Genomic DNA, 21095 nt, shown 5'->3' on the forward strand with positions numbered 1-21095 from the left:
TCAGTAGTCCCGCTCGTAATAGACGCCGATCGAGCTGCCGCCGTCGCTGCCGACCGAGCCGCGCGCGCGCAGGCTCTGGGTGATGTCGAGGTTCAGGTTGATGGTGCTGCGCCCGCCCTCGCCCACGGTGACGTCGGTGTAGAGGTTCTCGCTGAGATAGCGCCCCGCGCGCAGCTGGACGTTGCCGTCGTCATCCGTCGTCAGGTCCAGATCGTCCAGCCCGGCCCGGTCGCGCAGGTTGCCGATGATCCCCTCACCGCCGCGCCCCGCCAGAACGGCGATCGCATTGGCCAGCTGCGCCGCCTGAAGCGGGCTGATCGCGTCCAGCCCCCGCCCGAAGAGCAGCTGCGACAGCACCTCCTCCTGCGGCAGTTCGGGCGAGGATTCGAAGGTGATCTCGGGCTCGCGGACGTCGCCGTCGATGATGATGCGGGTCGTGATGCTGTCGCGCTGCGTCTCGGCGACCAGGCGCAGGATGGGGATGAACTCTCCCTGCAGCTCGATCAGACCCTCGGTCAGGGTGAAGCGGTTGCCCAGCAGGTCCACCCGGCCCCGGATCAGGTCCAGATTGCCGATCGGCACGACCGCGCGCGTCGTTCCCGTCACGCGCAGGCTGCCGCCGAGCTCTGCGTCGATGCCGCGGCCGCGCACGAAGACGCGGTTCGGCGCGTCGATGATCAGGTCCAACCGCGGCGGATTGACGGCCGGTGTGGCGGGCGGACCGGAAAGACCCGCAGCGCTGGCGGCGGGGCTGGGATAGCCCTCGAGACCGGCGCGGGCGCGCGTGGCGCGGACCGGCGGGCGCTGGCTGCCGACATGGGTGATGTCGGGAATGCGCCGCGCGCCGCCGAGCCCGGTCGAGGGGATGCGGATCTCGGTCTCTTCCAGCAGGATGCGCCCCGACACCAGCGGCCCGGCCGCGCCGGCCCCGGAGATGCGGACCTGCCCGCTGACCCGCGTCTCGTAGAGGTTCGGATCGCGCACCACCGCGCTTTGCAGCGCGACCCCGATGTCTAGCGTGCCGGCCGCTAGGTCGACCGGGCCCGACAGGACGATGCGCCCGCCGGCGGCGACATCGGCCGCGCCATCGACCTGCACGCGGCCGTTCTGGAAGCCGGCGGTGATCCCGACGCCCTCCAGCCGGATGCCGAGGCCCGGATCCGACAGCTGTCCATTACTCAGCGTCACCGTGCCGCCGAGCGCCTGCAGCGAGGGCTGTCCCGCCAGCCGCAGGTTGATCGCCAGCGGCCCGGTGATGCTGCGCGTGCGCAGCGTCGTGTTCGCCAGCGCCGAATCGGCGCTGCCCGTGATGCCGAGATCGACGGTCGAGCCATCGCGCGCCGCCGTGCCCGCGATCTGCAGGTTCACGCTGCCCGGGGCGGCCACGTCCAGATCGACCGCGAAATTCGCGCCCTGCTCGCGCAGCGTGCCGGTGACGCTGGCCGGACCCGGAAACTCGGGGACGAGGACCCCTAGATTCGCCAGCCGCGCATCCAGCGAAATGCCGCTGGCGGGATCGCCGCTGCCCGTGACGGTCAGCTGCGGGTTGCGGACGGAAAGGTTCTGCACCGTGAGGCCCGCGTCGCTCTGCACGGCCGCGACGTCGAAGGCGGTCTGGCCGGCCAAGAGTGGATCGATACGCGGCTGCCCCAGCCCGAGGCCGCTGGCGGTGCCCGTCGCCGTCAGGCGGCGCTGCTGGCCGTCATCGACCAGCCGCCCCTCGGCCTCGACCGCGCCGCGGATGCCGTTGCCGAGAAAGCGCAGGTCCGCGGCCGCAAGCTGGGCCGTGACGTCGGTCGCGCCCGGTCCGACGCTGCCGGTGGCGGTGGCGTTCAGCCGCGGGTTCTGGACGCGCGCGGTCTCGATCGTGAAGACGCCGCCCGCCTCGGTGCCGGTCAGCTGGATCTGCGTCTCGCCGGCCAGGGCGCCATCGACCTGCGCCTGCCCGAAGGAGAGGTCGCGACCGGTGCCCGTCAGCTCCAGCCGGCGCTGGCCGTCCTCGGCCTCGCGGAAGCTGGCCTGAGCCTGAAGCGCGCCGCGCCAGCCGGGCCCGAAAGGCGCCAGCGTGTCCAGCGACAGGTCGGCGCGCAGGTCGGTCACCCCCTCGCCGAGCGTGCCCTCGGCCACGGCCTGCACCCGCTCGCCCGTGACGCGCACGTCCTGCAGCGTCACCCGGCCGTCCTGCTCCTCGGCCAAGACGCGCAGGACCGTGCGGCCTGTCAGCGCCTCGCCGACACCGGCCTGCCCGAAGTCGAGGTTCGTCCCCTCGCCCGTCAGGTCGATCACGCGGCGGCCGTCCTCTTCGGTCACCTGCGCCTCGGCCTGAAGGCTGCCCGACCATTCCGGGCGCAGCACGGCAAGATCCGGCACGGCCAGCTGCGCCACCGCGTCGATGGCGCCCTCGACGAAGGCGCCCTGCCCCTGCGCGGTCAGCTGCGGGTTCGCCAGGCGGAAGGTCTCGAGCTGGTAGCCGTCCGCGCTTTCGCCGAGGATCGCCGTCAACGTGGTCATTCCGTCCAGCGCGCGGTCCAGCGCCTCGATCCCGACGCGCAGATCCTCGGCCTCGCCGTCCAGCGTCAGGCGGCGCAGGCCCGCGGGGCCGGTCAGCCGCGCCTCGGCCTCGAAGCTGCCGCCGAAATCGGGATCGGCGTCGGCCAGCGACGGCATCGACACCTGCGCCACCAGATCGCTGGAGAGGCTGGAGACGAGGCCCCGCGCCTCGGCCGTCAGGCGCGCGGCGTTCAGCGTCAGCTCCTCGATCTCGATCCCGGTCTCGTCGCGGCGCACGTCCAGCGTGATGCGCGACTCGCCGCCCAGAAGCCGGTCGGCCTGCTCCTGCCCGAGGGTCAGGTCCGTCGCCAGCACCGTCGCGTCCAGGTCGAAGCTGCGGTTCAGAAGGATGTAGTAGCCGACAAGGTCCACATCGGCCGCGCCGGTCAACGGACGCCCCGCCGCGCCCGACAGGCGCGACAGGTCGCTGTAGCGCGCGTTCGCATCGACCGAGAGCGTTATGCCGCTGCCGAGACCCGACACGAGGAAATCGCCGGACAGCCCGTAATCGGCCCCCGCCACCTCCAGCCCCGAGATATCGACGGCGTTGCCGGGGGTGAAGTTGAAATCCGCCGCGCCGGTGATCGCCTGCCCCACGGCCGCGGCCAGGTTCGGATCGTCGAAGGCCAGCTGGTCGGCGCCGAAGCCGAGCCTGCCGGTCACCTCACTCAGCGCGTCGCCGTCGAGGACGACCTCGCCCTGCCCGTCCAGCGTCAGCGCGCCGATCCGGGCCTCGCCCAGATCCAGCTCGCCCACACGGCCGGCCAGGGTCCAGCCCTGCCCCTCGGCCGCGTCATAGGACAGCTCCAGCCGGCCGCTGTCGACGGTGGTGCCGTCCTCGGCGAAGGGCAATTGCACCGGAAGCTGCGTCGCCTCCGCGTCGCGGCCGAGCGCGATCAGCAGCTCGGCCTGCTGCGGCGCGTTCTGGTCGTTGGTCGAGAGCGAGCCGGACAGGCGCAGGGCCTCGGTCTGCACGCTCAGCTGCGGGATTTCCAGCCGGCCCGTCTCGGCGCGGAAGCCCTCGGCCAGAAGCTGGGTCTGGCGGCCGAAGAAGGCGCGGTCCTCGGGGCGCAGCAGGGTGGCGATGTCGCCGCCCAGCTCGAAGCGGAAGGCGGTTCCCGCGGTGCCGTCGGCATCGGCCCGTTCGTTCGCCGCGATCTGGCCCGCGATGCGCGGCTGCCCGTTCGTCGCCAGCCGGATGTCGGCGGCGAAGTCGCTGAGCACGCCGTCGCCGCTGATCTGCGCCGTCAGGGCCGGCCGCTCGTAGATCCCAGCAAGGTTGGCCAGCACCCCGTCCGCCGCCTCGTCGAGGCCGAGGTTGAGGCGCAGGACCTGCGTCTCGTTCGAGAAGGCGCTGTCGAGCACGAACTGCCCGCGCGGCCCGTCGATGCGGTCGATGGTCAGCTGCGTCTCGCCCTCGCCGCCCTCGAGGCTGAGGGCGCCCTGCACGCGCAGCGCGGCCTCGATGCCGATGACCGGCTCGCCCAGGGCCACGCGGTCGGCGCGGATCTGCTCGATGTTGATGGCGACGGGCAGTTCGGGAAGCGCGAAGACGGGCACCTCGGCCTGGACCTGCGCCTGCTCGCCGACGGGCATCCGGGGCAGCAGGATCTCGCGCGCCGACAGCTCGGCGATCTCGATCCGCCGGCGCAGCAGGGCGCTGCGGTTCCACTGGATCGCGCCATCCCGCAGGGTCAGCCAGACCCCCTCGGTGTCGGCGATGCGGATCTCCGAGAAGGTCGCGCGCGAGGACAGCGCGCCCTCGAAGCCGTCGATGATCACGGTGCGCCCGGCGCCCGAGAGGTTCCGTTCCAGCAGGCCGGTCAGGAAGCCGCGGTCGTCGGCATATTGCTCGGAGAGTTCGGCGGCCGTCTGCGCCAGCACCGCCAGCGGGAAGAAGAACGCGAAGGCGAGGACCCAGAAACGTCTCATCAGAAGGCCTGCCCCAATCCAAGGTAAAGCTGCACGCCGTCGCCGGTATCGCCGCTGACCGGACCGGCCACGTCGAAGCGCAGCGGCCCGACGGGCGTGTCATAGCGCACGCCGACCCCTGCCCCGGCCTGATCGCCGCTGTCGCCGCCGAAGCTGCTGTCGGTCCAGACCCGGCCGTAATCGGCGAAGGCGACGATGCCGATCCGCTCGCGCACCTGGAAACGGAACTCGGCGCTGGCATTGGCGACGCTCATGCCGCCGGTCTTGATCGGCCCATCGGGGCCGGGGATCACCTCGGCGCCGAGGCTGCGGAAGGGATGGCCGCGGACGCTGCCGCCGCCGCCCGAGTAGAACAGATAGCCGCGCGGCGTCGTGTCGATCTCGCTGCCGAGAATGGTGCCGAGGCGGCCGCGCCCGGCCAGCGTGAAGCGGTCCCCTTCCCCGAACGAGGCGAAGGCCCTGCCCTCGCCGGTGGCCTGCGCGCCCGAGCCGGTGTCCCCGAAGCCGCGGAAGGGCATCAGGCCGCCCGACAGGTAGTAGCCGCGCTTGGCGTTGTTCGGCTCGTCCCGCTGGTCCCAGAGCACGTTCATCGGCAGGGCCAGCACCCGGAAATCGGTGCGGCCATTGGCGTCGAACACGCGCGAGGCGCGGTATTGCAGCGCCGCATCCGCCGTCAGCCGGTCGCTGAAAATGTGGTTGAAGCCAAGCGCGACGCTGGCGCTGTCCTCGTCGTAATCCTCCTCGCGGGTGCGGGCGATGCGGGTCTCGAAATAGGCGGTGGTGTCCGGCGTCACGGTGGCGGGTCGGTCGATCCGCAGCGACAGCTCGTCGTTGCGGTCCGTCGTCTGCGAGCCGATGTTGCTGACGCGCCCCTCGATCCGCAGCCGCTCGGCCCCGCCCAGCAGGTTGCGGTGCATCCAGTAGGCCGAGACCTGCGCGCCTTCGGTGTTCGAGATCTCGAAGCCCGCGCCGACCCGCCGCGGCCGCTGCTCGACCACGGTCAGGTCCACGTCAAGCACGTTGCCGGGCGAGAGCTGCTCGGCCTCGGTCAGGGTCACGGCCGAGAAGACGCCGGTGCGGCGCAGGCGCTGGCGCACCGTGTCGAGATCCTCGGGATCGAAGCGCTGGCCCTCGGGGAAACCGGCGATCTTGCGCAGGCGCCGCTCGTTCAAGCGCTGGTTGCCGCTGACGCGCATCTGCCCGAAGGTGACGGCGGGTCCGGGCGCCAGGGCGATGCGGCTGTCGACCTGCGCCGCGTTGTGGTCGGCGGTGATCTGCTCGGCGGCCAGGTCGGCCTTGGCGTGACCGGCCGCGCGCCAGCCATCGACGCCCGCGATCGCCGCGCGGCGCATGACGCCGGTGCCGGCGACTTCTCCGGCGCGGTAGCCGTCGGGGATCTCGCTGCCGGGCGCGACCGGCGCGATCTGCGCGCGCGAGAAACGGAAGCGCGGGCCGGGCTCGACGACGACGATGGCGTTCCGGATGAACTCGGGCGCGTCCAGCGGCGCCACCTCGGCGGCCTCGATCCCGTCCAGCTGGATGCTGACGCTGCTGGAATAGTAGCCCTCGTCATAAAGAACGCCTAGGATGCGGGCATAGTCGCCCCGCGCCGCGGCCAGCACGTCCTGTCCGGTGACGCGGTCCTCGGCCAGCGCGCCGGCGATGAGCGAGGTGTTGCGGAAGGCCCGTTCCAGATCGTCGTCGCCGCCCGAGACGCGGAACTCCAGCCGCACGGGGCCGTCGTCCGCGCGACCGCCGAACAGGCCCGAGAAGGGGTTGGTGGACTGCGCCCCGGCCCCGACCGGCGCCAGAAGCACGCCGCCGAGCGCCGTCGTCACCGCCAGAACCGCGCCAATGATCGCCCGCATCCTCTCGCCCCGCTCACCTTTTTGTTGGGGCAATTGAAGCAGGATCGGGCCGGGGAATCCAGTCAATCCGGGTCGGCGGTCCCTCTAATGTCTGACCTTTACGTGAGGCGGGTGGGCCCGGCGCCAAGCGCGCCAAGGCATCCGTGCAGGGCCGCCATGTCGTCGCGGATCAGGAATATCGGCGTGTTCCCGGGGATGTGGCGCATATGCGCCTCGCTCAGGAAGGCCCGCTCGAACAGGGGCATCCGGTCGGCGATGCTGCGCCCGACGCTGCCGGCAAGGAACATCCCCTCCAGCGGCATGAAGCGCAGCGCCAGCTCGCGGCACAGAAGGCCGGTCAGCTCGGCGAAGAAGTCATAGGTGCGGACGGCGGCGGCATCGCCGGCCTCGGCGGCCTTCGCGACCTCCTCGCTGCGGACGGAGTCGCTGCCGGTCAGGGCCGCGTGAAGCCGCGAAAGGCCGCGGCCCGCGAACGTCTCCTCGGTCGAGAAGAAGCCTGCCGCCGCATCCGGGCCGACGGCGTCCACGAGCCGCGCCATGATGTTGGCCGGCAGGTGGGTGTGTCCCTCCTCGGCCTCGAGCGCGGTGATGGCGCCGCCGGGCAGCGCGCGGACGGCGCAGACGTTGAAGCCGGTGCCGAGGCCGACGACCATCGCCTGCCCGTTGCGCGCCCGGTCCGCCGGGGCCTCGCGCAGGACCGCGAGGCTGTCGCCGCGCAGGGCCGGCGTCGCGAAGCCGAGCGCGGTCAGGTCGTTGATCAGCCGGACCTGGTCCGCATCCGTCAGCCGCGCCAGGTTCGTCTCGTCGAAGGACCAGTCGCGGTTGGTCAGCTGGGCGGTGCCGCCGCTGACCGGCCCGGCCACCGCGATGCAGACCGAGGCGACATGCGGCTGCCCCTGCTCGGCCAGGAAGCGGCGCACCACGTCGTCGAAGCTGGCGAAGTCGTCGCCGCGAAAGCGCGTCACCGTCTGCGGGTCGATCGTCCCGTTGCGCGCGATGGCCAGCCGCGCGTTGGTCCCGCCCACATCCCCCAGAAGCATCGCCATCGGTCGTTCCTCACCCTCATGCGGTTGGGCCCATGCTTTAGGGCAGATCGCGGCATGTTTCGAGCGGCTCGGCACGTCGAACCGCGTGCGCGTGCAAAAAACATCCGGCGCCCGGGAGCGCGGCTATTTTGCCACGATGTCAGCGACTTGTTGCATCCCTGCATCTATGAGCGGGTGAAATGTGACCTGACGTTAGGGGAACCAGTGCCAGAACCCCGGGTTTTGCTGGTGTCAAGACCGAATGACAGAAAAAGGAAGGACCCGCCATGAACCGCCCCGCATCCAGCCTGACCCGTCTTGGGATGGCCGGCAGCGTAGCGCTGCTGATGGCACTCCCGGCTTTCGGCGCGACGCGCGCGGATCAGCCGGTCCAGTCCTGGTCGGCCATGGCCGGCGTCGAGGTCGCCGCGCTTCTCGCGCAGGTGAACGACCTGCCGCTGTCCGAGGTCGCGGTGGACGATCAACCCTACTGCGCCCAGGACACCGAGATCGCGCATACACTGGCGCATGATTTCGCCGAGGAGCCCGTCGTCACCGCCGGCGCGGGCGGCACCGAGCTTTGGGCGTCGGACCTCTTGGGCACATGGACCGTCGTCGCGCCGCGTGCCGACGACACCAGCTGCATCATCGCCTCGGGCATCGGCTACAGCAACGAGCGTGACGCCGAAATCTACTACAGCAGCGCCGGGCTCTGAGGGGCTTCGACCCGCGCCTTGAGGGCCGCGACGTGCCCCTCGGCCGCCGCGAGAGGGGGCTCCGCCAGCGCGCATGCGGCGGCGATCAGCTCGGCCGCCGGGGCCAGACGGTCCACCAGACCCCAAGCCAGCGCCTCCTCCGCGCCAATCCTTGCGCCGGCCAGCAGGATCATCTTGGCGCGCGCGGGACCGACCAGCCGCACCAGCCGCTCGGGATCGCCCTGGGGCGGCTGGTAGCCCAGCTTCATCACCGGATAGAAGAACTGCGCCTCGGGCACCGCCAGCCGCAGGTCGCAGGCCAGCACCATGCCGAAGGCGCCGCCTGCCAGCGTTCCGTTCAGCGCCGCGATGGTGAGGCAGGGCATCGTCGCCATGCGGCTGGACAGCGCGCGCCAGGCATCCGAGCGGGCCAGCCCCCGCTGCGCCTCGTCCAGATCCGCACCCGCCGAGAAGACCTTGCCGGCCCCGGTCAGCACGACCGCACGCGTGCCGTCGCCCGCAAGCCCCTCGAGCCGCGTCGTCAGGTCGCGCAGCATCGCCTCGGTCAGGGCGTTGGCCTTGCCCGCGCGGTCCAGCGTCAGCAGGGTCAGCGCGCCGCGGCGCTCTTGCCCGATCATGCGGTGATGGCTTTCACTTTTCCCCCTGCTGTGTCAGAAATCCCACAGACACACGATTTCCGGAAGGTATCCGCATGTTTCGTCCGCTTGCAACCTCGGCGCTCGCGCTGATTCTCGGCGCCGGCACGGCGCTGGCCGACGTCACCCCGGCTGAAGTCTGGGAGAGCCTCGAGCGCACCTATACGGACATGGGCTACCAGGTCGGTGTCGGCGCCCGCAGCGAGGACGGCGACACGCTGCGGTTGGAGAATGTCGTCCTCGGCGCGGCTCAGGACGCGCCCGGCCAGTTCAGCGCGACCTTCCCGGCCATCGTCCTGACGGATGCCGGCGACGGCACCGTGCGCTCGGTAATCGAGGGCGACATCGCGCTGACCTCGCGCGCGCCAGACCGGATGGGCCGCGAAGGCGGCTTCGACGCGGTCATGCAGATGCCAGGCAATGAGACGCTGTCCTCGGGCACGCCCGAGGAGATGCAGCACCGCTACACCGTGCCCGAGCTGCGCCTGACCGGCACCGCGCTTGACTCCGAGGGCGAGTCGCCGCTGACGATGGTGCTGACCGATTTCCAAGGCAACCAGGGCATCCGTCAGGCGACGGGCGGCGGCAACACGCAGAGCTACGACCTGCGCGCGGCGCGGATGCAGGTGCAGCTGTCGGGGCAGGGGCCGGCACTGGACGCCGAGGGCGAGCCGGACACGGGCGAGGCCGCGGCGGCCGAGAGCTTCACCGCCGATATCACCGCTGAGCAGCTGGCGCTTGTCGGCACCGGCACCACCCCCGGCGGCGAACTGGACTTCGAGAACAACCCGGCCGAGGCGCTGCGGCAGGGGCTGACGATGGACGGCCGCCTCTCGGTCGGCCCCTTCAGCGCGACGATGCAGTCCTCGCGCCGGTCGGTCGAGGGCGAGGAAACCTCGGGCACCGGCACCGCCGCGGCCGAGGCGGGCGAGATCGGCTTCGCGCTGTCAGAGGCCGGGCTGACCTTCGAGGGCACGACGCGCAACATGCAGGTCGAGGGGGCGGGCGACGAGATGCCGATGCCCCTCAGCTACGGCGTCGCCACGGGCACCGCACGGCTCGTCATGCCGATCCTCCGGGCGGAGGCGCCGCAGCCCTTCTCGCTAACCTATGCGCTGGAGGGGATCACCCTCGACGAGTCGCTCTGGGCCAGCTTCGATCCCGAAAGCCAGCTGCCCCGCGATCCGGCGAACCTGAACATCGACCTGTCGGGCGAGGCGGTCATCGCGACCGATCTCATCAACGCCGACGGGATGGAGCAGACCGAAGAGCTGCCGATCCAGCCCCGCAGCCTGTCGGTGAACCGGATGGCGCTGAACGCGCTTGGGGCGACGGCCGAGTTTGGTGGCCAGCTGACCTTCGGCGAGGACCCCTCGCAGCCGGTCGGCACGCTGTCGGGCGACATTACGGGCATCAACCAGCTGCTCGACACTATGGTCGCCATGGGCGTTCTGCCGCAGGAGCAGCTGATGGGCACCCGGATGATGCTGGCGATGTTCGCCCGCCCCGTCGAGGGCGAGCCGGACCGCCTGCGGACCGAGCTGGAATTCCGCGACGACGGCTCGATCTTCGCGAACGGGCAGCAGGTGCAGTAACGGCAGCTGCGCCGTGCCGGCCGGCGATCGTCGCCGGCCTGCGACTTCCGCGATGTTCGCAAGCCCGAGGACCAGATGAACCACCACTTGCCAAGCCGGGACCGCCTGAAGCAGCTGTCCGAGATGATGGTCGATCTGGCGCTGAAGGCCGGCGCCCAGCAGGCCGACGCGATGGCGGTCGAGGGCCGATCGGTCAGCATCGACGTGCGGGCCGGCGCGCTGGAGCAGGCCGAGCGGGCCGAGGGCAGCGAGATCGGGCTGCGCGTCCTGATCGGCGGGCGCCAGGCGGCGGTCTCGTCCTCGGATCACAGTCCCGAAGCCATTGCGGCCATGGCCGAGCGCGCCGTTGCGATGGCGCGCGAGGCGCCGGTGGACGACACGCTCGGCCTTGCCAACCCCGGACAGCTGTCGGTGCGCCGCGACGCCGAGGGGCTGGAACTGGCCGAGGACGCGCCCGAGCCCGCGCCGGCCGCCTTGCAGGACATCGCGCTGCGGGCCGAGGCCGCGGCCCTTGCCGTCAGCGGCATCAGCCAGGTCGAAAGCGCTCATGCCAGCCACAGCCAGCGCCGGATGTGGCTGGCCGCCTCGAACGGCTTCTCGGGGGGATACGGGCGCAGCGGGCACAACATCTCGGTCGTCGCCATCACGGGCGAGGGGCTCGGGATGGAGCGCGACTACGCCGCCGAATCCCGTGCCTTCGCCAGCGACCTGCCGCCGCCGGAAGAGATCGGCCGCCTCGCCGCCGCGCGCACGCTGGAGCGGGCAGGGGCGCGCAAGCCGCCGACCGGCGCCTTCCCCATCCTCTATGACCGGCGCGTCGCGGCGACGCTGGTCTCGCACCTACTGTCGGCCGTCAACGGCAGCGCGGTGGCGCGCGGGGCCAGCTGGCTGCGCCGCGACCTCGGCGCGCAGGTGCTGCCCGCGGGCATGGACCTGATCGAGGACCCGCTGCGCCCGCGCTACACCTCGTCCCGGCCCTTCGACGCCGAGGGGCTGCCGACGCGGCGTCGGGCCATCGTGACGGACGGCGTGCTTCAGGGCTGGACGCTGGACCTCGCAACGGCGCGCAAGCTGGGCATGGAGAGCACCGGCTCGGCCGCGCGCGGGCTGGCTTCGGCCCCCGCGCCCAGCCACAGCAACGTCATCCTGACGCCCGGCGCGGGCAGCGCCGAGACGCTGATGCGCGAGATGGGGCGGGGACTTGTCGTCACCTCGATGCTGGGCGCCTCGATCAACGGCACCACGGGCGACTACTCGCGCGGGGCGGCCGGCTTCTGGGTCGAGAACGGCCAGATCGTCCACGCCGTCAACGAATGCACCATCGCCGGCAACCTGCGCGAGATGCTGATGACCCTGGTCGCCGCCGACGACGCGCTGGCCTGGCGCGGCGCCGAGGTGCCCAGCCTGCTGGTCGAGGGGATGACCGTTGCCGGCGCCTGAGGACGACCTGAAGCTGCTGACCGAGGCCGCCGAGGATGCCGGCGCCATCGCCATGCGCTACTGGCGGCGCGATCCGAAGGCCTGGGACAAGGGCGGCGACGCCGGCCCGGTGACCGAGGCGGACCTTGCCGTCAACGACGCCCTGCAGGCGCGGCTTGCGGCGGCCCGGCCGGATTACGGCTGGCTGTCGGAGGAGAGCGAGGCCGACGCGGCGCGGCTCGACGCCTATCGCTGCTTCATCATCGACCCGATCGACGGCACCCGAGCCTTCATCGACGGGCAGGACAGCTTCTCGCATTCGCTGGCCGTGGCCGAGGGCGACCGGATCGTGGCCGCCGTGGTACATCTTCCCGCGCGCAAGCTGACCTATACCGCCACCGCAGGCGGCCCGGCGCTGCTGAACGGCCGGCCCATCGCGCCGACGGACGCCCCGCTCGGCGGGGCGCGCGTTCTGACCTATCGCGCAGCCTTCGAGCCGCATCACTGGAAGGGCGGCCACGTGCCGCCGATCCGGCGCGAGTTCCGGTCCTCGCTGGCCTGGCGGCTCTGCCTCGTGGCCGAGGGGCAGTTCGACGCCGCCCTGTCGCTGCGCGCGGCCTGGGAATGGGACATCGCGGCGGGAAGCCTGATCGCCGAACGCGCAGGCGCGCTGGCGACCGAGCGCGGCGGCGGGCGCATGCGCTTCAACAGCGCGCGCGCCATGGTCGAGGGGATGCTGGTCGCCGGGCCTCGGCTGCACGGCCAGCTTCTGGACGCGCTGGCGCGCTGATCAGAAGATCGGGTCCAGCGAGAAGCTGTCGATGGGCGCGGGGCTCTGGGTCGCGATGGTCGTGCCCGGCCCGGACAGGGTCGCGATCTGCTGCGCGAGGATCGAGATCGCCTGGCTGAGGGCGGCCGCCGTCGCCGCCGGGGTCTGCGCGGCCATCGGCACGCGAATGTCGAAGCTGCGGGCATGGTTCGTCCCGCCGCCGGTCAGCCGCTCGTCGGCAACGAAATAGCGCCCGCCAAGCCGGTAGACGCCCGAGGCCTGCGCCAGGGCATGCTCAACCCGAACCTCGATCACGCGCTGCGGCGGCTCGGCCAGCGGCCAGGGCGTGCCGATGACGGTGGCGCCCGAGACGTCGCTGATGGCGCGGGCGAGGGTGGTGGTGAAGGCGCGGCTCGGGTTGTCCGCCCACAGATTGTCCGGCGTCGCCCGCACCGCCCCGTCCGGCGTCTGGAACGCCACCTCCTGGTCCGAGGCGTATTCCGGCAGCGACACGTCCTTCAGCTCGGCCGTCCCGATCCGGTTGGCGACCTGGATGCCGGCGGTCGGCGGGTCGATCAGGTGGCGCGCCGTCTTTTCCGGGTTCGAGCAGCCTGCGACCGCGAGAGCGGCGATCAGGGCGGTCAGGGGCAGGCGAGAGAGGCGGTGCATGATGAAGGTCCCTGTCATCGTCCCAGAATGAAGGCGCGCGGATTGCGCTCGATCAGGCGAGCCAGCGAGCCGAAGGCCTCGGTCGCGCGCCTGAGTTCGCGCAGCGCCGCGACGGCTTCGTTGTTGAAGGCCGAGCGGGTGCCATAGCTGGACAGGACCCCGTCGGCCCGCGCGGCCGTCGCCTGCAGGCGCTGGATCAGGGCCGGAAGCTGCTGGACCGAGGCCGCGATCTGGTCGGCCGCGCTGCTGGCCGAGCTGAGCGCGTTGTTGAGATTGCCCGCCGCGTCGCCGTCGCGCAGATCGTTCAGCAGCCCGGTCGCCGCCTCCAGCGTGTTCGACAGGTTGCGCGGCAGCTGCTCGGCATCCTCGCTGCCCAGCATGGCGCGCAGGTCGGCCAGGATCCCCTCGACCTGGGTGCTGACGGCGGCGAAGCCGAACTCCTCGACCGCGGCGGCGGCGGCCTCGATGCGCTCGACCATCTCGGGCACGTCCGCGGCGGCGTCGGTGACGGCCTGGAAGGCGGCAGAGGCTTCCTCGAGGACCTGCGCCAGCGTCTCTCCGCTGTTGCTCTCGCGCAGCTCGGCGGTTATGGCGCTGATGTCGGCCAGCGCCAGCCGCCCGTCCTCGATGGCGGCGCGCAACGCGCCCGGAAGCGCCCGCGTGTCCTGCGAGGCCGCGATCGAGGTGATGCTGTCCAGCATGTCGCGCGCCGAATTCAGAAGATCCTCGATCGGCAGGCTGCCGAGCCGGTCCAGAAAGCCCTGCGCGCTGGCCGAGAAGTCGTCCAGATCGCCCTCGACCGAGGGAAGGAGCGGCACGGGCTGGCCCTCGGTCACGATGGCGGCGGGGGCGGCGCCGGGGATGTCCACCAGCTCGACCATCAGCGAGGTGCCGAAGAAGCCCGAGCTGGCGACGCGCGCGCGCAGGCCGTCCTCGACCGCCGCGGCCAGAAAAGCCAGCGCGTCCTCGGCCGTCGACTCCTCGGGCAGGCCGAGGCGCGAGGGCAAGATGGACAGCTGCACCAGCTGGCGCACCTGCGGACGGCCGGTCTCGTCCTCGCTCATGGTGACCGAGAGGTCGGTGACCTGGCCGACGCGCAGGCCCTGGAACTGCACGTCCGCGCCCCGTGCCAGGCCGCGCAGCGAGTCGTCGATGACCATCGCCACGCGCAACCGGGTCGATTCCTCCTCGGCGAAGACCAGGTTGCGGGCGGTGTCCTCGTCGGGCTGGACGGTGAAGACATGGCTGCGTTCGACCGGGCGCCCGCCGCTGACGACCGTGTCGAAGGCGATGCCGCCCTGCAGGATCGAGGAGAGCGAGTTCACCCCGAAGGACAGCCCCTGCGCCCCGAGCGAGATGCGGAAGCCCGACGTGTCCCAGAAGACGCTGGCCGTGGTGAGCCGCCCGTCATGGGGCGCCTCGATGAAGGCGTCCGCGAGCACCCGGTCCGAGGCGTCGTCGAGGCGCACGTTCTCCATCCGCCCCACGGCGACGCCGCGGAAGAGGATCGGCGCGCCCTCGGTCAGGCCCTCGGCGCTTTCCATCGCCAAGGTGATCCAGGTGCCCGGCTGATCGCTGCGCACCAGGGGCGGACGGTCGAGGCCGACGAAACGCTCGGCCGGCTCGCCGACCTCGGAATCCCAGTAGCCCTCGATGAAGGCGCCGGTCAGCACGGTGTCGAGCCGCGTCACCCCCTGCGCCGTCACCTGCGGCCGGACGATCCAGAAGCTGGCATCCGCGTCGATGTAGGAGGCGAGGTCCTGATCCACGCGCAGGCCCACGACGACTCGCGTCAGGTCCGCGGTGAAGCGCACCGATTCAACGCGGCCGACGGTAATTTCGCGAAAGCGCAGCGTGGTCTCGCCGGGGGTGATGCCGGTGGCGTCCGCGAACTCGACCTCGATCAGGCTGCCGCGGTCGCGGAAGCTGGTCCAGGCGATGGCAAGCGTGACGACCAGCGCCAGGATGGGCACGATCCAGATCACGTTGACCCCCGCCCGGGCGGCACGTGCAGCCGTCTTGCGCACCGGGCTTGCCGGCCTGAGGGGTTCGGGAGTGTCGCTCATCTTGCCTTGCTGTCCCTGCCGCGGCCCGGTTCTAGGTGCTGCGGCTGCGAAGCGGCAGGCCGCGCCAGATGAGCCTTGCATCGAAGCTTTGCGCGGAAAGCATTGTGAATGCAACGGACAAGGCGAAGCACACGGCCGCCGGGCCGGGGTGGATCGAGGCGACGAAGCCCAGCTGCACCAGCGCCGACAGGATCGCCACGACGAAGACGTCGATCATCGACCAGCGGCCGATGAACTCGACCACCTCGTAGACCTTCAGCCGTGTATGCGCCTGCTCGACGGTGGCGGGACGGCCGGCGACGATGGCGAGCCAGGCGATGGCGATGAACTTGCCGATCGGGACGACGAGCGAGGCGACGAAGACGATGATGGCGATGTCGTAGCTGCCGTAATGCATCAGCTCGATGATGCCGCCGACGATGGTCGCCTCGGAATTGCCGGCAAGGCCGGCGAAGGTCTGCGTGCGCATCATTGGAAAGAGGTTGGCGGGGATGTAGGCGATCATGCCCGCGATCAGCCAGGCCCAGACCGCCTGCAACCCGCGGCGGTCCGGCGGCACGAGCTGCGCGCCGCAGCGGTGGCAGTGACTTTCCGTCACCGGCCAGACCCGGCCGCAGCTGCTGCAGCCGATCAGCCCCGCGCGGTGGGCGGTCAGGACCGGTGCGGCGCGATCCTCGGGCAGGGCGCTCATGACCGGGGTCCGGGGGCAGGGGCCGGGATGGCCTCGGCGGGCGGCCCGGTGGGCGCGCGGTCGTCGGTGGCCAAGCCCGCATCCTCGATCGCGTCCCAGATCGAGGTCTGGCACATGAAAGCGCGGCTGGCGAGGTTCACGAAGATCAACGCGCAGAAGGCCCAGAAGGCAGGGCCGAGATGGACCGATGCGAGCCCGGCGACCTTGACCAGCGCGACGGCGGTGCCGATCACGAAGATCTCGGCCATGGACCAGGGGCGCAGCATCTCGGCCCATCGGAAGGCGGTCGCGGCGTAGCGGTAGGGCGGCCGCTCCTGCGCCAGCGGCACGAGCGTGTAGAGCAGCAGGAACGAGCGCAGGATGGGCAGGCCGATGATCATCGCCAGCACCGCCAGCACCAGGGGCAGCAGCACCCCGGACGAAAAGGCCAGCGCCACGTCGAAGAGCGAGCTGGCATTGCCGAAGCCGAAGGTCGAGACCTCGAGGAAGGGAAAGAAGATCGCCCCGATCAGCAGCACCATCGAGGTGAAGGACAGCGCGATCAGCTGCGCGAAGGCGCCGGCCCGGGGCTTGGCCAGCACGTTGCCGCAGCGGATGCAGCGCGCCGTCTCGCCGGGCGACAGGTCCTCCTCCAGGTGCAGCGCGTCGCAGCGGGGGCAGGCGACGAGGCCGCGGCCGGTGGCCAGATCGTAGCGCGGAGGATGTTCCATCATCTGAAGATAGACGCCGCGCCGCATAGCGCAAGTGCGCCGCTAGTGCCGCGCCCCGGCCCGCGCGGCGGAGGTCAGCACGACCTTGCGGCCCTCGGCGCCATGAGCGCCGGCATTGTGCATCATCTCGAAATCGACCGAGAGCCGGTGCATCCCCTGCACCGTCTCCTCGTGCACGCGGCCGTCGAGCTGCATGGCGAAGGCCTCGATCAGCTGCGTGCCCAGTCCGCGCGTCGCCCCCGGCCGCGGCTCCTGCGCCACGGTGTTGTCGATGACCAGCCGCGCCCGGCCCGGCTCGGTCACGCAGAGCCGGACGCGGACCAGCGGCGGCTCGGTCGCCGAGGAGGTGTCGGCATATTTCACCGCGTTGGTGAAGGCCTCGGTCGCCAGAAGGGTCAGCGGCACGGCTTGGTCGGGCAGCATGGTAATCGGCACCAGATCGGTCTCGATACGCAGCGGGCGATCCGGCGAGGTCGAGACGCTGCTGAGCTGGCTGACGATCTCGGTGAGGAGGTGATCGACCTCGACCGAATCCAGCTGCTCGGCCTGGTAGAGCGCGCGGTAGATCGTCGCCAGCGCCGCCACGCGATCCTGGATCGAGCGCAGCACGCGCTTGGCGTCCTTGTCGTCGATGAGCCGGCTCTGCATGTTGATGATCGACGCGATGAGCTGGAGGTTGTTCTTCACGCGGTGGTGCACTTCCTTCAGCAGGACCGTCTTCTCGGCCACGGCCTGCTCCATCGCCTCCTCGTCGCGGATCAGGATGCGTGCCATGTTGTGGAAGGTCTGGCTGACATCCATGATCTCGGTCGGCGCGCCCTCGAGGACGGGCGGGGCGGTGTCGCGGTTGCCGATGGCGAAGCGCCGCATCTGGCCCCGCAAGACGCCGATATGGCGCAGGACCAGCCGGAACACGGCCAGGTAGGCCACGGCCAGCGACACCGCCCACAGCGCGACCGGCAGGATGATGGCGCCAAAGCGCGACAGCTGGAAGCCGCCGATCCCGATCGCCCGGGGATTCCAGCTGCCCAAGGCATAGACGAGGCCCGGCACCACGCTCACGACGCTGAAGACGCGCCGCTCGTCGTTGTTTGCCATCGCGCGGAAGGTGGTTTCGGTCTGCGCCGCGAGGTCGGCCAAGGCGACCCCCTGGGGCAGGAGATCGGTTCCCTCCAGCCCCAGCTGGCTGTCGGCCGTCAGCACTTCGCCAAGATGGTTGAAGGTCAGGATGCGCGCGCCCTCGGTCCCGAAGCTGAGGGAATGGGTGGAACGCAGCAGTTCCTGCGTCAGCGACACGCCGGTATAGCCCAGAAGCTCGCGGTCGCGGTAGAGCGGCTGCATGACCACGACCACCGCCCGGCCGCTGAGGGGGCCTTGCGACATCGACAGGACCTGCGTCGTCGGGCTGGCCAGGAAGGTCTTGAAGGCGTCGAAGCCGCGCATGTCCACGGTGCCGCCCTCGCCCGACGTGCAGTCGGCAAGGCCGTTCAGAGGCACGAAGCCGGCGGCGACATAGGTGGCGCTGCGCTCGACGAAGTTGCGCAGAAGGTCCGAGCAGGCCTCGGGCCGGTCGAGGTTCTCGAGGATGGCAGGCCCGAGCGCGTCGGCCGAGCCGAGGGCGCTTTGCAGCAGCGCCCGCTCGCCCGAGGCTGCAGAGGCGGTGCGGCCCAGAAGGGCGATCTCGGCGCTGCGCTCGGCCTCTCGCGATAGGTGAAGGTTTTGGACCAGCGAGATGAGGCCGATGGGCAGGATGGCGACCGACAACAGCGCGATCAGCCGGAAGCCGAGCCTCCGGGTGAAATCCATTCGTTCGGATATGCGCCGCAGCACTGTCAGCGCCGCATTAACGCGACGTCGACTGGCTCTGTGCCATGACGGCGAGCGTCGCCTGATCGGTCATCTCCAGTTCCTCTCCGCTTTCCAGATGCAGCAGTTCCGCCAGCTTGCGGCGGCCGCGATTGGCGCGCGACTTGACCGTGCCCACGGCGACGCCGGTCATGCCGGCCGCTTCCTCGTAGGAAAAGCCCGAGGCGCCGACCAGGATCAGCGCCTCGCGCTGCTCGTCGGGAAGCCGCGAGAAGGCCGCCCGGAAATCCTTCAGCGCCAGCCGGCCGTCATGGTCCGGGCGAGTGGCCTGGCGGGCGGCATGAATGCCGTCGCTGTCGCTCACCTCGCGCTTGGTCTTGCGCCGGGCCGAGTAGAAGGTGTTGCGCAGGATGGTGAAGAGCCATGCCCGCAGGTTCGTGCCGGCCTGGAACTTCTCCATGTTCGTCCACGCCTTCACGATGGTGTCCTGCACCAGGTCGTCGGCGGCCGAGCCCTCGCGCGTCAGCGACAGCGCAAACGCCCGCAGCGCAGGGAGATGGTCAACCAGCTGATCGCGCGGGTCAGAAGAGGCACCGGAAGTCGTCATGTTCTTTAATATCGCTCGAAGCTGGTATCTGCGGGGAACTTCACTTCTGCTCTTTCAGCTTCTGCAGCAGTTCGAGGAACCGGTCCGGAACATCGATGGTGGCGTCCTGGTCGTATACACGTTTGAGATTCTCGTCGATCTGTTGTTCCACGGCCGCTCTCCGACGGTCCTCTCTCTTGGTCGTCATCGTTGTTATAAGTCCCGAAAAACTTGTGCGCACCTGATGCAACCGATAGGTCGTCAAAATGGTTCCTTGCAAGACGCGAATTAAGAGGACTGTGTAAATGAACTCTGCCGACCTGGCCCAATCCATCGGGCGCGAGCTTCCCTACCTGCGCCGCTACGCCCGCGCCCTGACGGGAAGCCAGAGTGCTGGCGACAATTATGCCGCCGCCACGCTGGAGGCGATCCTCACCGACCGATCGGTTCTGGATGGCGAGGATGACGTGCGCATCGGCCTGTTCAAGACGTTCCACGTGATCTGGCAAAGCTCGGGCCAACCCATCGAGGAGGCCGACCTGTCCGCGCGCGAGCGCCGGGCGCAGGACCATCTGCGCGGGCTGACCGCAAACTCGCGCGAGGCGCTGCTGCTGCGCACGATCGAGGAACTGCGGCCCGACCAGATCGCCCGCGTGATGCAGATCGAGCCGTCCGAGGCCGAGGAGCTGGTGCAGATCGCCCTGAACGAGATGAGCAGCGCGCTGCGCGGCCGCGTCATGGTGATCGAGGACGAGATGATCATCGCGATGGACCTCAAGGGCATCGTGCAGTCGATGGGCCACGAGGTCACCGGCGTCGCCCGCACCCACACCGCCGCCATCGACCTGGCCGGCAAGCACCGCCCGGACCTGATCCTGGCGGACATCCAGCTGGCCGACGGCTCGTCGGGGGTGGACGCGGTGAACGAGCTGCTGCGCGACATGGGCGAGATCCCGGTGATCTTCATCACCGCCTTCCCCGAGCGCCTGCTGACCGGCGAGCGCCCCGAGCCCGCCTTCCTGATCTCGAAACCCTACAGCGAGGAGCAGGTGCGTTCGGCCGTGAGCCAGGCGATGTTCTTCGCTTCGACCGAGGGCCTTGAGGCCTGATCCCGCCGGCGAGGGCGCGCCCGGCGCGCCCTCAGCCCTTGCGGCTGGCCTTGGCCTCGGCGCGCAGCTCGCGCGCCGCCCGCATCCGCCGCCGCCGCGCCATCTCGACATTGATCAGCGCGCCCAGCAGCACCGAAAAGCCCGCAAGGTAGAACCACATCAGCAGCGCGACGACCGTGCCGATCGAGCCGTAGATCCGGTTGTAGCTGTTGAAGCTGCTCAGATAGGCCGAGAAGGCGATCGAGCCTGCCGACCACAGCACCGCCGCGAAGAAGGCCCCGAGCGTCAGGATCGGCGTCCGGGGCGTCTTCACGTTCGGCCCGTAGCGGTAGAGGATGCCGATGGTCAGGATCACCAGCACGAACATGCCGGCCCAAGGCAGGGCGCTGACCAGAACCGGGCGCACCGGCTCGAACACCATGTAGTTCAGCGCCAGCGGCACGATGAGGATCGTGGCAAGACCCGCCAGCGAGATGCCGACGATCACCAGCGTCAGCAGGTAGGCCAGCAGGAAGCCGAAGACGGTCGAATGCGCGCGCACCCCGTAGGCCGCGTTCAGCCCCCGGATCAGCGCGTCCACCCCGGCCCGCGCCGCCACGGTCGCGATCAGGAAGGACAGGAACGAGGTCCAGCCGACCGTCGTGTCCTGCGCCGTCGTCAGGGTGAGCACCTGGTCGTCGACGATCTCGGCCGCGCCCTCGGGCATAAACTCATGCGCGACGTCCAGGTAGGTCATGATCACGGCCGGGTCGAACCATAGGCTCCAGAGCGAGATAATGGCGCCAAGGCCGGGAAAGACCGCGAACATGGCGTAGAACGCGACCCCGGCCGCGATCAGCGTCATGTGGGTCTTGTCCATCCTTTCAAAGACGGCGGCCCAGAACGAGCCGAATTCGCGCAGGGCCTCGAGCATCCGACCTCACCAGCTTTGGATGCAGAATGATCGGCG

17 protein-coding genes are annotated in these 21095 nt (G+C 70.5%); 5 read left to right on the top strand and 12 right to left on the bottom strand.

What is annotated here, in order from left to right; genetic code table 11:
- The 3 genes from BLP73_RS05180 to BLP73_RS05190 form a co-directional block, all read right to left on the bottom strand.
- Nucleotides 1-4482, bottom strand: a complete 4482-nt coding sequence (locus tag BLP73_RS05180) for a translocation/assembly module TamB domain-containing protein (RefSeq protein WP_090741003.1) — start codon at nucleotides 4480-4482, stop codon at nucleotides 1-3.
- Nucleotides 4482-6350, bottom strand: a complete 1869-nt coding sequence (locus BLP73_RS05185; RefSeq protein WP_090741006.1) for an autotransporter assembly complex protein TamA — start codon at nucleotides 6348-6350, stop codon at nucleotides 4482-4484. Before BLP73_RS05185 ends, BLP73_RS05180 begins: the two co-directional genes overlap by 1 nt.
- A 98-nt stretch (nucleotides 6351-6448) precedes the next feature.
- A complete protein-coding gene (locus tag BLP73_RS05190) occupies nucleotides 6449-7396 on the bottom strand; it encodes a glucokinase (protein WP_090741008.1) in 948 nt (315 codons plus the stop codon).
- A 266-nt stretch (nucleotides 7397-7662) separates the two neighbouring features.
- Here BLP73_RS05190 and BLP73_RS05195 point away from each other — a divergent pair, with 266 nt between their 5' ends.
- Nucleotides 7663-8091 (top strand): hypothetical protein, encoded by a 429-nt coding sequence (locus tag BLP73_RS05195; protein WP_090741010.1) that lies wholly within the window; start codon nucleotides 7663-7665, stop codon nucleotides 8089-8091.
- Here BLP73_RS05195 and BLP73_RS05200 read toward each other — a convergent pair.
- Entirely contained in the window at nucleotides 8070-8708 is a 639-nt protein-coding gene (locus tag BLP73_RS05200) for an enoyl-CoA hydratase/isomerase family protein (protein WP_090741012.1), read from the bottom strand. The genes BLP73_RS05195 and BLP73_RS05200 overlap by 22 nt on opposite strands.
- Before the next feature lie 74 nt (nucleotides 8709-8782).
- Here BLP73_RS05200 and BLP73_RS05205 point away from each other — a divergent pair, with 74 nt between their 5' ends.
- The 3 genes from BLP73_RS05205 (at nucleotide 8783) to BLP73_RS05215 (ending at nucleotide 12530) form a co-directional block, all read left to right on the top strand.
- Nucleotides 8783-10321, top strand: coding sequence for a DUF2125 domain-containing protein (locus BLP73_RS05205; RefSeq protein WP_090741014.1), 1539 nt, complete (start codon nucleotides 8783-8785; stop codon nucleotides 10319-10321).
- Between the two features lie 75 nt (nucleotides 10322-10396).
- Complete coding sequence (locus tag BLP73_RS05210) at nucleotides 10397-11761, top strand: TldD/PmbA family protein (RefSeq protein ID WP_090741016.1); 1365 nt, start codon at nucleotides 10397-10399, stop codon at nucleotides 11759-11761.
- Entirely contained in the window at nucleotides 11748-12530 is a 783-nt protein-coding gene (locus BLP73_RS05215) for an inositol monophosphatase family protein (RefSeq protein ID WP_090741019.1), read from the top strand. Before BLP73_RS05210 ends, BLP73_RS05215 begins: the two co-directional genes overlap by 14 nt.
- Here the strand turns inward: BLP73_RS05215 and BLP73_RS05220 are convergent, their stop codons facing one another.
- From BLP73_RS05220 to BLP73_RS05250, 7 genes are read right to left on the bottom strand one after another with little or no spacing between them, the layout of a single operon-like run.
- Entirely contained in the window at nucleotides 12531-13178 is a 648-nt protein-coding gene (locus tag BLP73_RS05220) for a PqiC family protein (protein WP_090741424.1), read from the bottom strand.
- A gap of 14 nt (nucleotides 13179-13192) precedes the next feature.
- On the bottom strand, nucleotides 13193-15244 hold the full coding sequence (locus BLP73_RS05225; RefSeq protein WP_090741021.1) for a PqiB family protein: 2052 nt from the start codon (nucleotides 15242-15244) through the stop codon (nucleotides 13193-13195).
- 31 nt (nucleotides 15245-15275) lie between these two features.
- Nucleotides 15276-15935: a paraquat-inducible protein A gene (locus tag BLP73_RS05230; RefSeq protein ID WP_090741023.1), complete on the bottom strand. Its 660-nt coding sequence runs from the start codon at nucleotides 15933-15935 to the stop codon at nucleotides 15276-15278.
- A complete protein-coding gene (locus BLP73_RS05235; RefSeq protein WP_342672081.1) occupies nucleotides 15932-16648 on the bottom strand; it encodes a paraquat-inducible protein A in 717 nt (238 codons plus the stop codon). The genes BLP73_RS05230 and BLP73_RS05235 overlap by 4 nt, the downstream gene beginning before the upstream one ends.
- A 39-nt stretch (nucleotides 16649-16687) precedes the next feature.
- Complete coding sequence (locus BLP73_RS05240; RefSeq protein ID WP_245686555.1) at nucleotides 16688-18451, bottom strand: sensor histidine kinase; 1764 nt, start codon at nucleotides 18449-18451, stop codon at nucleotides 16688-16690.
- A gap of 37 nt (nucleotides 18452-18488) precedes the next feature.
- On the bottom strand, nucleotides 18489-19058 hold the full coding sequence (locus BLP73_RS05245) for an RNA polymerase sigma factor (RefSeq protein ID WP_090741027.1): 570 nt from the start codon (nucleotides 19056-19058) through the stop codon (nucleotides 18489-18491).
- Between the two features lie 40 nt (nucleotides 19059-19098).
- Nucleotides 19099-19209 (bottom strand): NepR family anti-sigma factor, encoded by a 111-nt coding sequence (locus tag BLP73_RS05250; RefSeq protein WP_245686556.1) that lies wholly within the window; start codon nucleotides 19207-19209, stop codon nucleotides 19099-19101.
- A 133-nt stretch (nucleotides 19210-19342) separates the two neighbouring features.
- Between BLP73_RS05250 and BLP73_RS05255 the strand changes: the two genes are divergently transcribed.
- Nucleotides 19343-20146: a response regulator gene (locus tag BLP73_RS05255; RefSeq protein ID WP_090741029.1), complete on the top strand. Its 804-nt coding sequence runs from the start codon at nucleotides 19343-19345 to the stop codon at nucleotides 20144-20146.
- 31 nt (nucleotides 20147-20177) lie between these two features.
- Here the strand turns inward: BLP73_RS05255 and BLP73_RS05260 are convergent, their stop codons facing one another.
- Nucleotides 20178-21059, bottom strand: a complete 882-nt coding sequence (locus BLP73_RS05260; protein WP_090741031.1) for a YihY/virulence factor BrkB family protein — start codon at nucleotides 21057-21059, stop codon at nucleotides 20178-20180.
- Between the last annotated feature and the right edge of the window lie 36 nt (nucleotides 21060-21095).

It is taken from the genome of Paracoccus tibetensis (assembly GCF_900102505.1).
In the GTDB taxonomy this organism is placed as follows: Bacteria; Pseudomonadota; Alphaproteobacteria; order Rhodobacterales; family Rhodobacteraceae; genus Paracoccus; species Paracoccus tibetensis.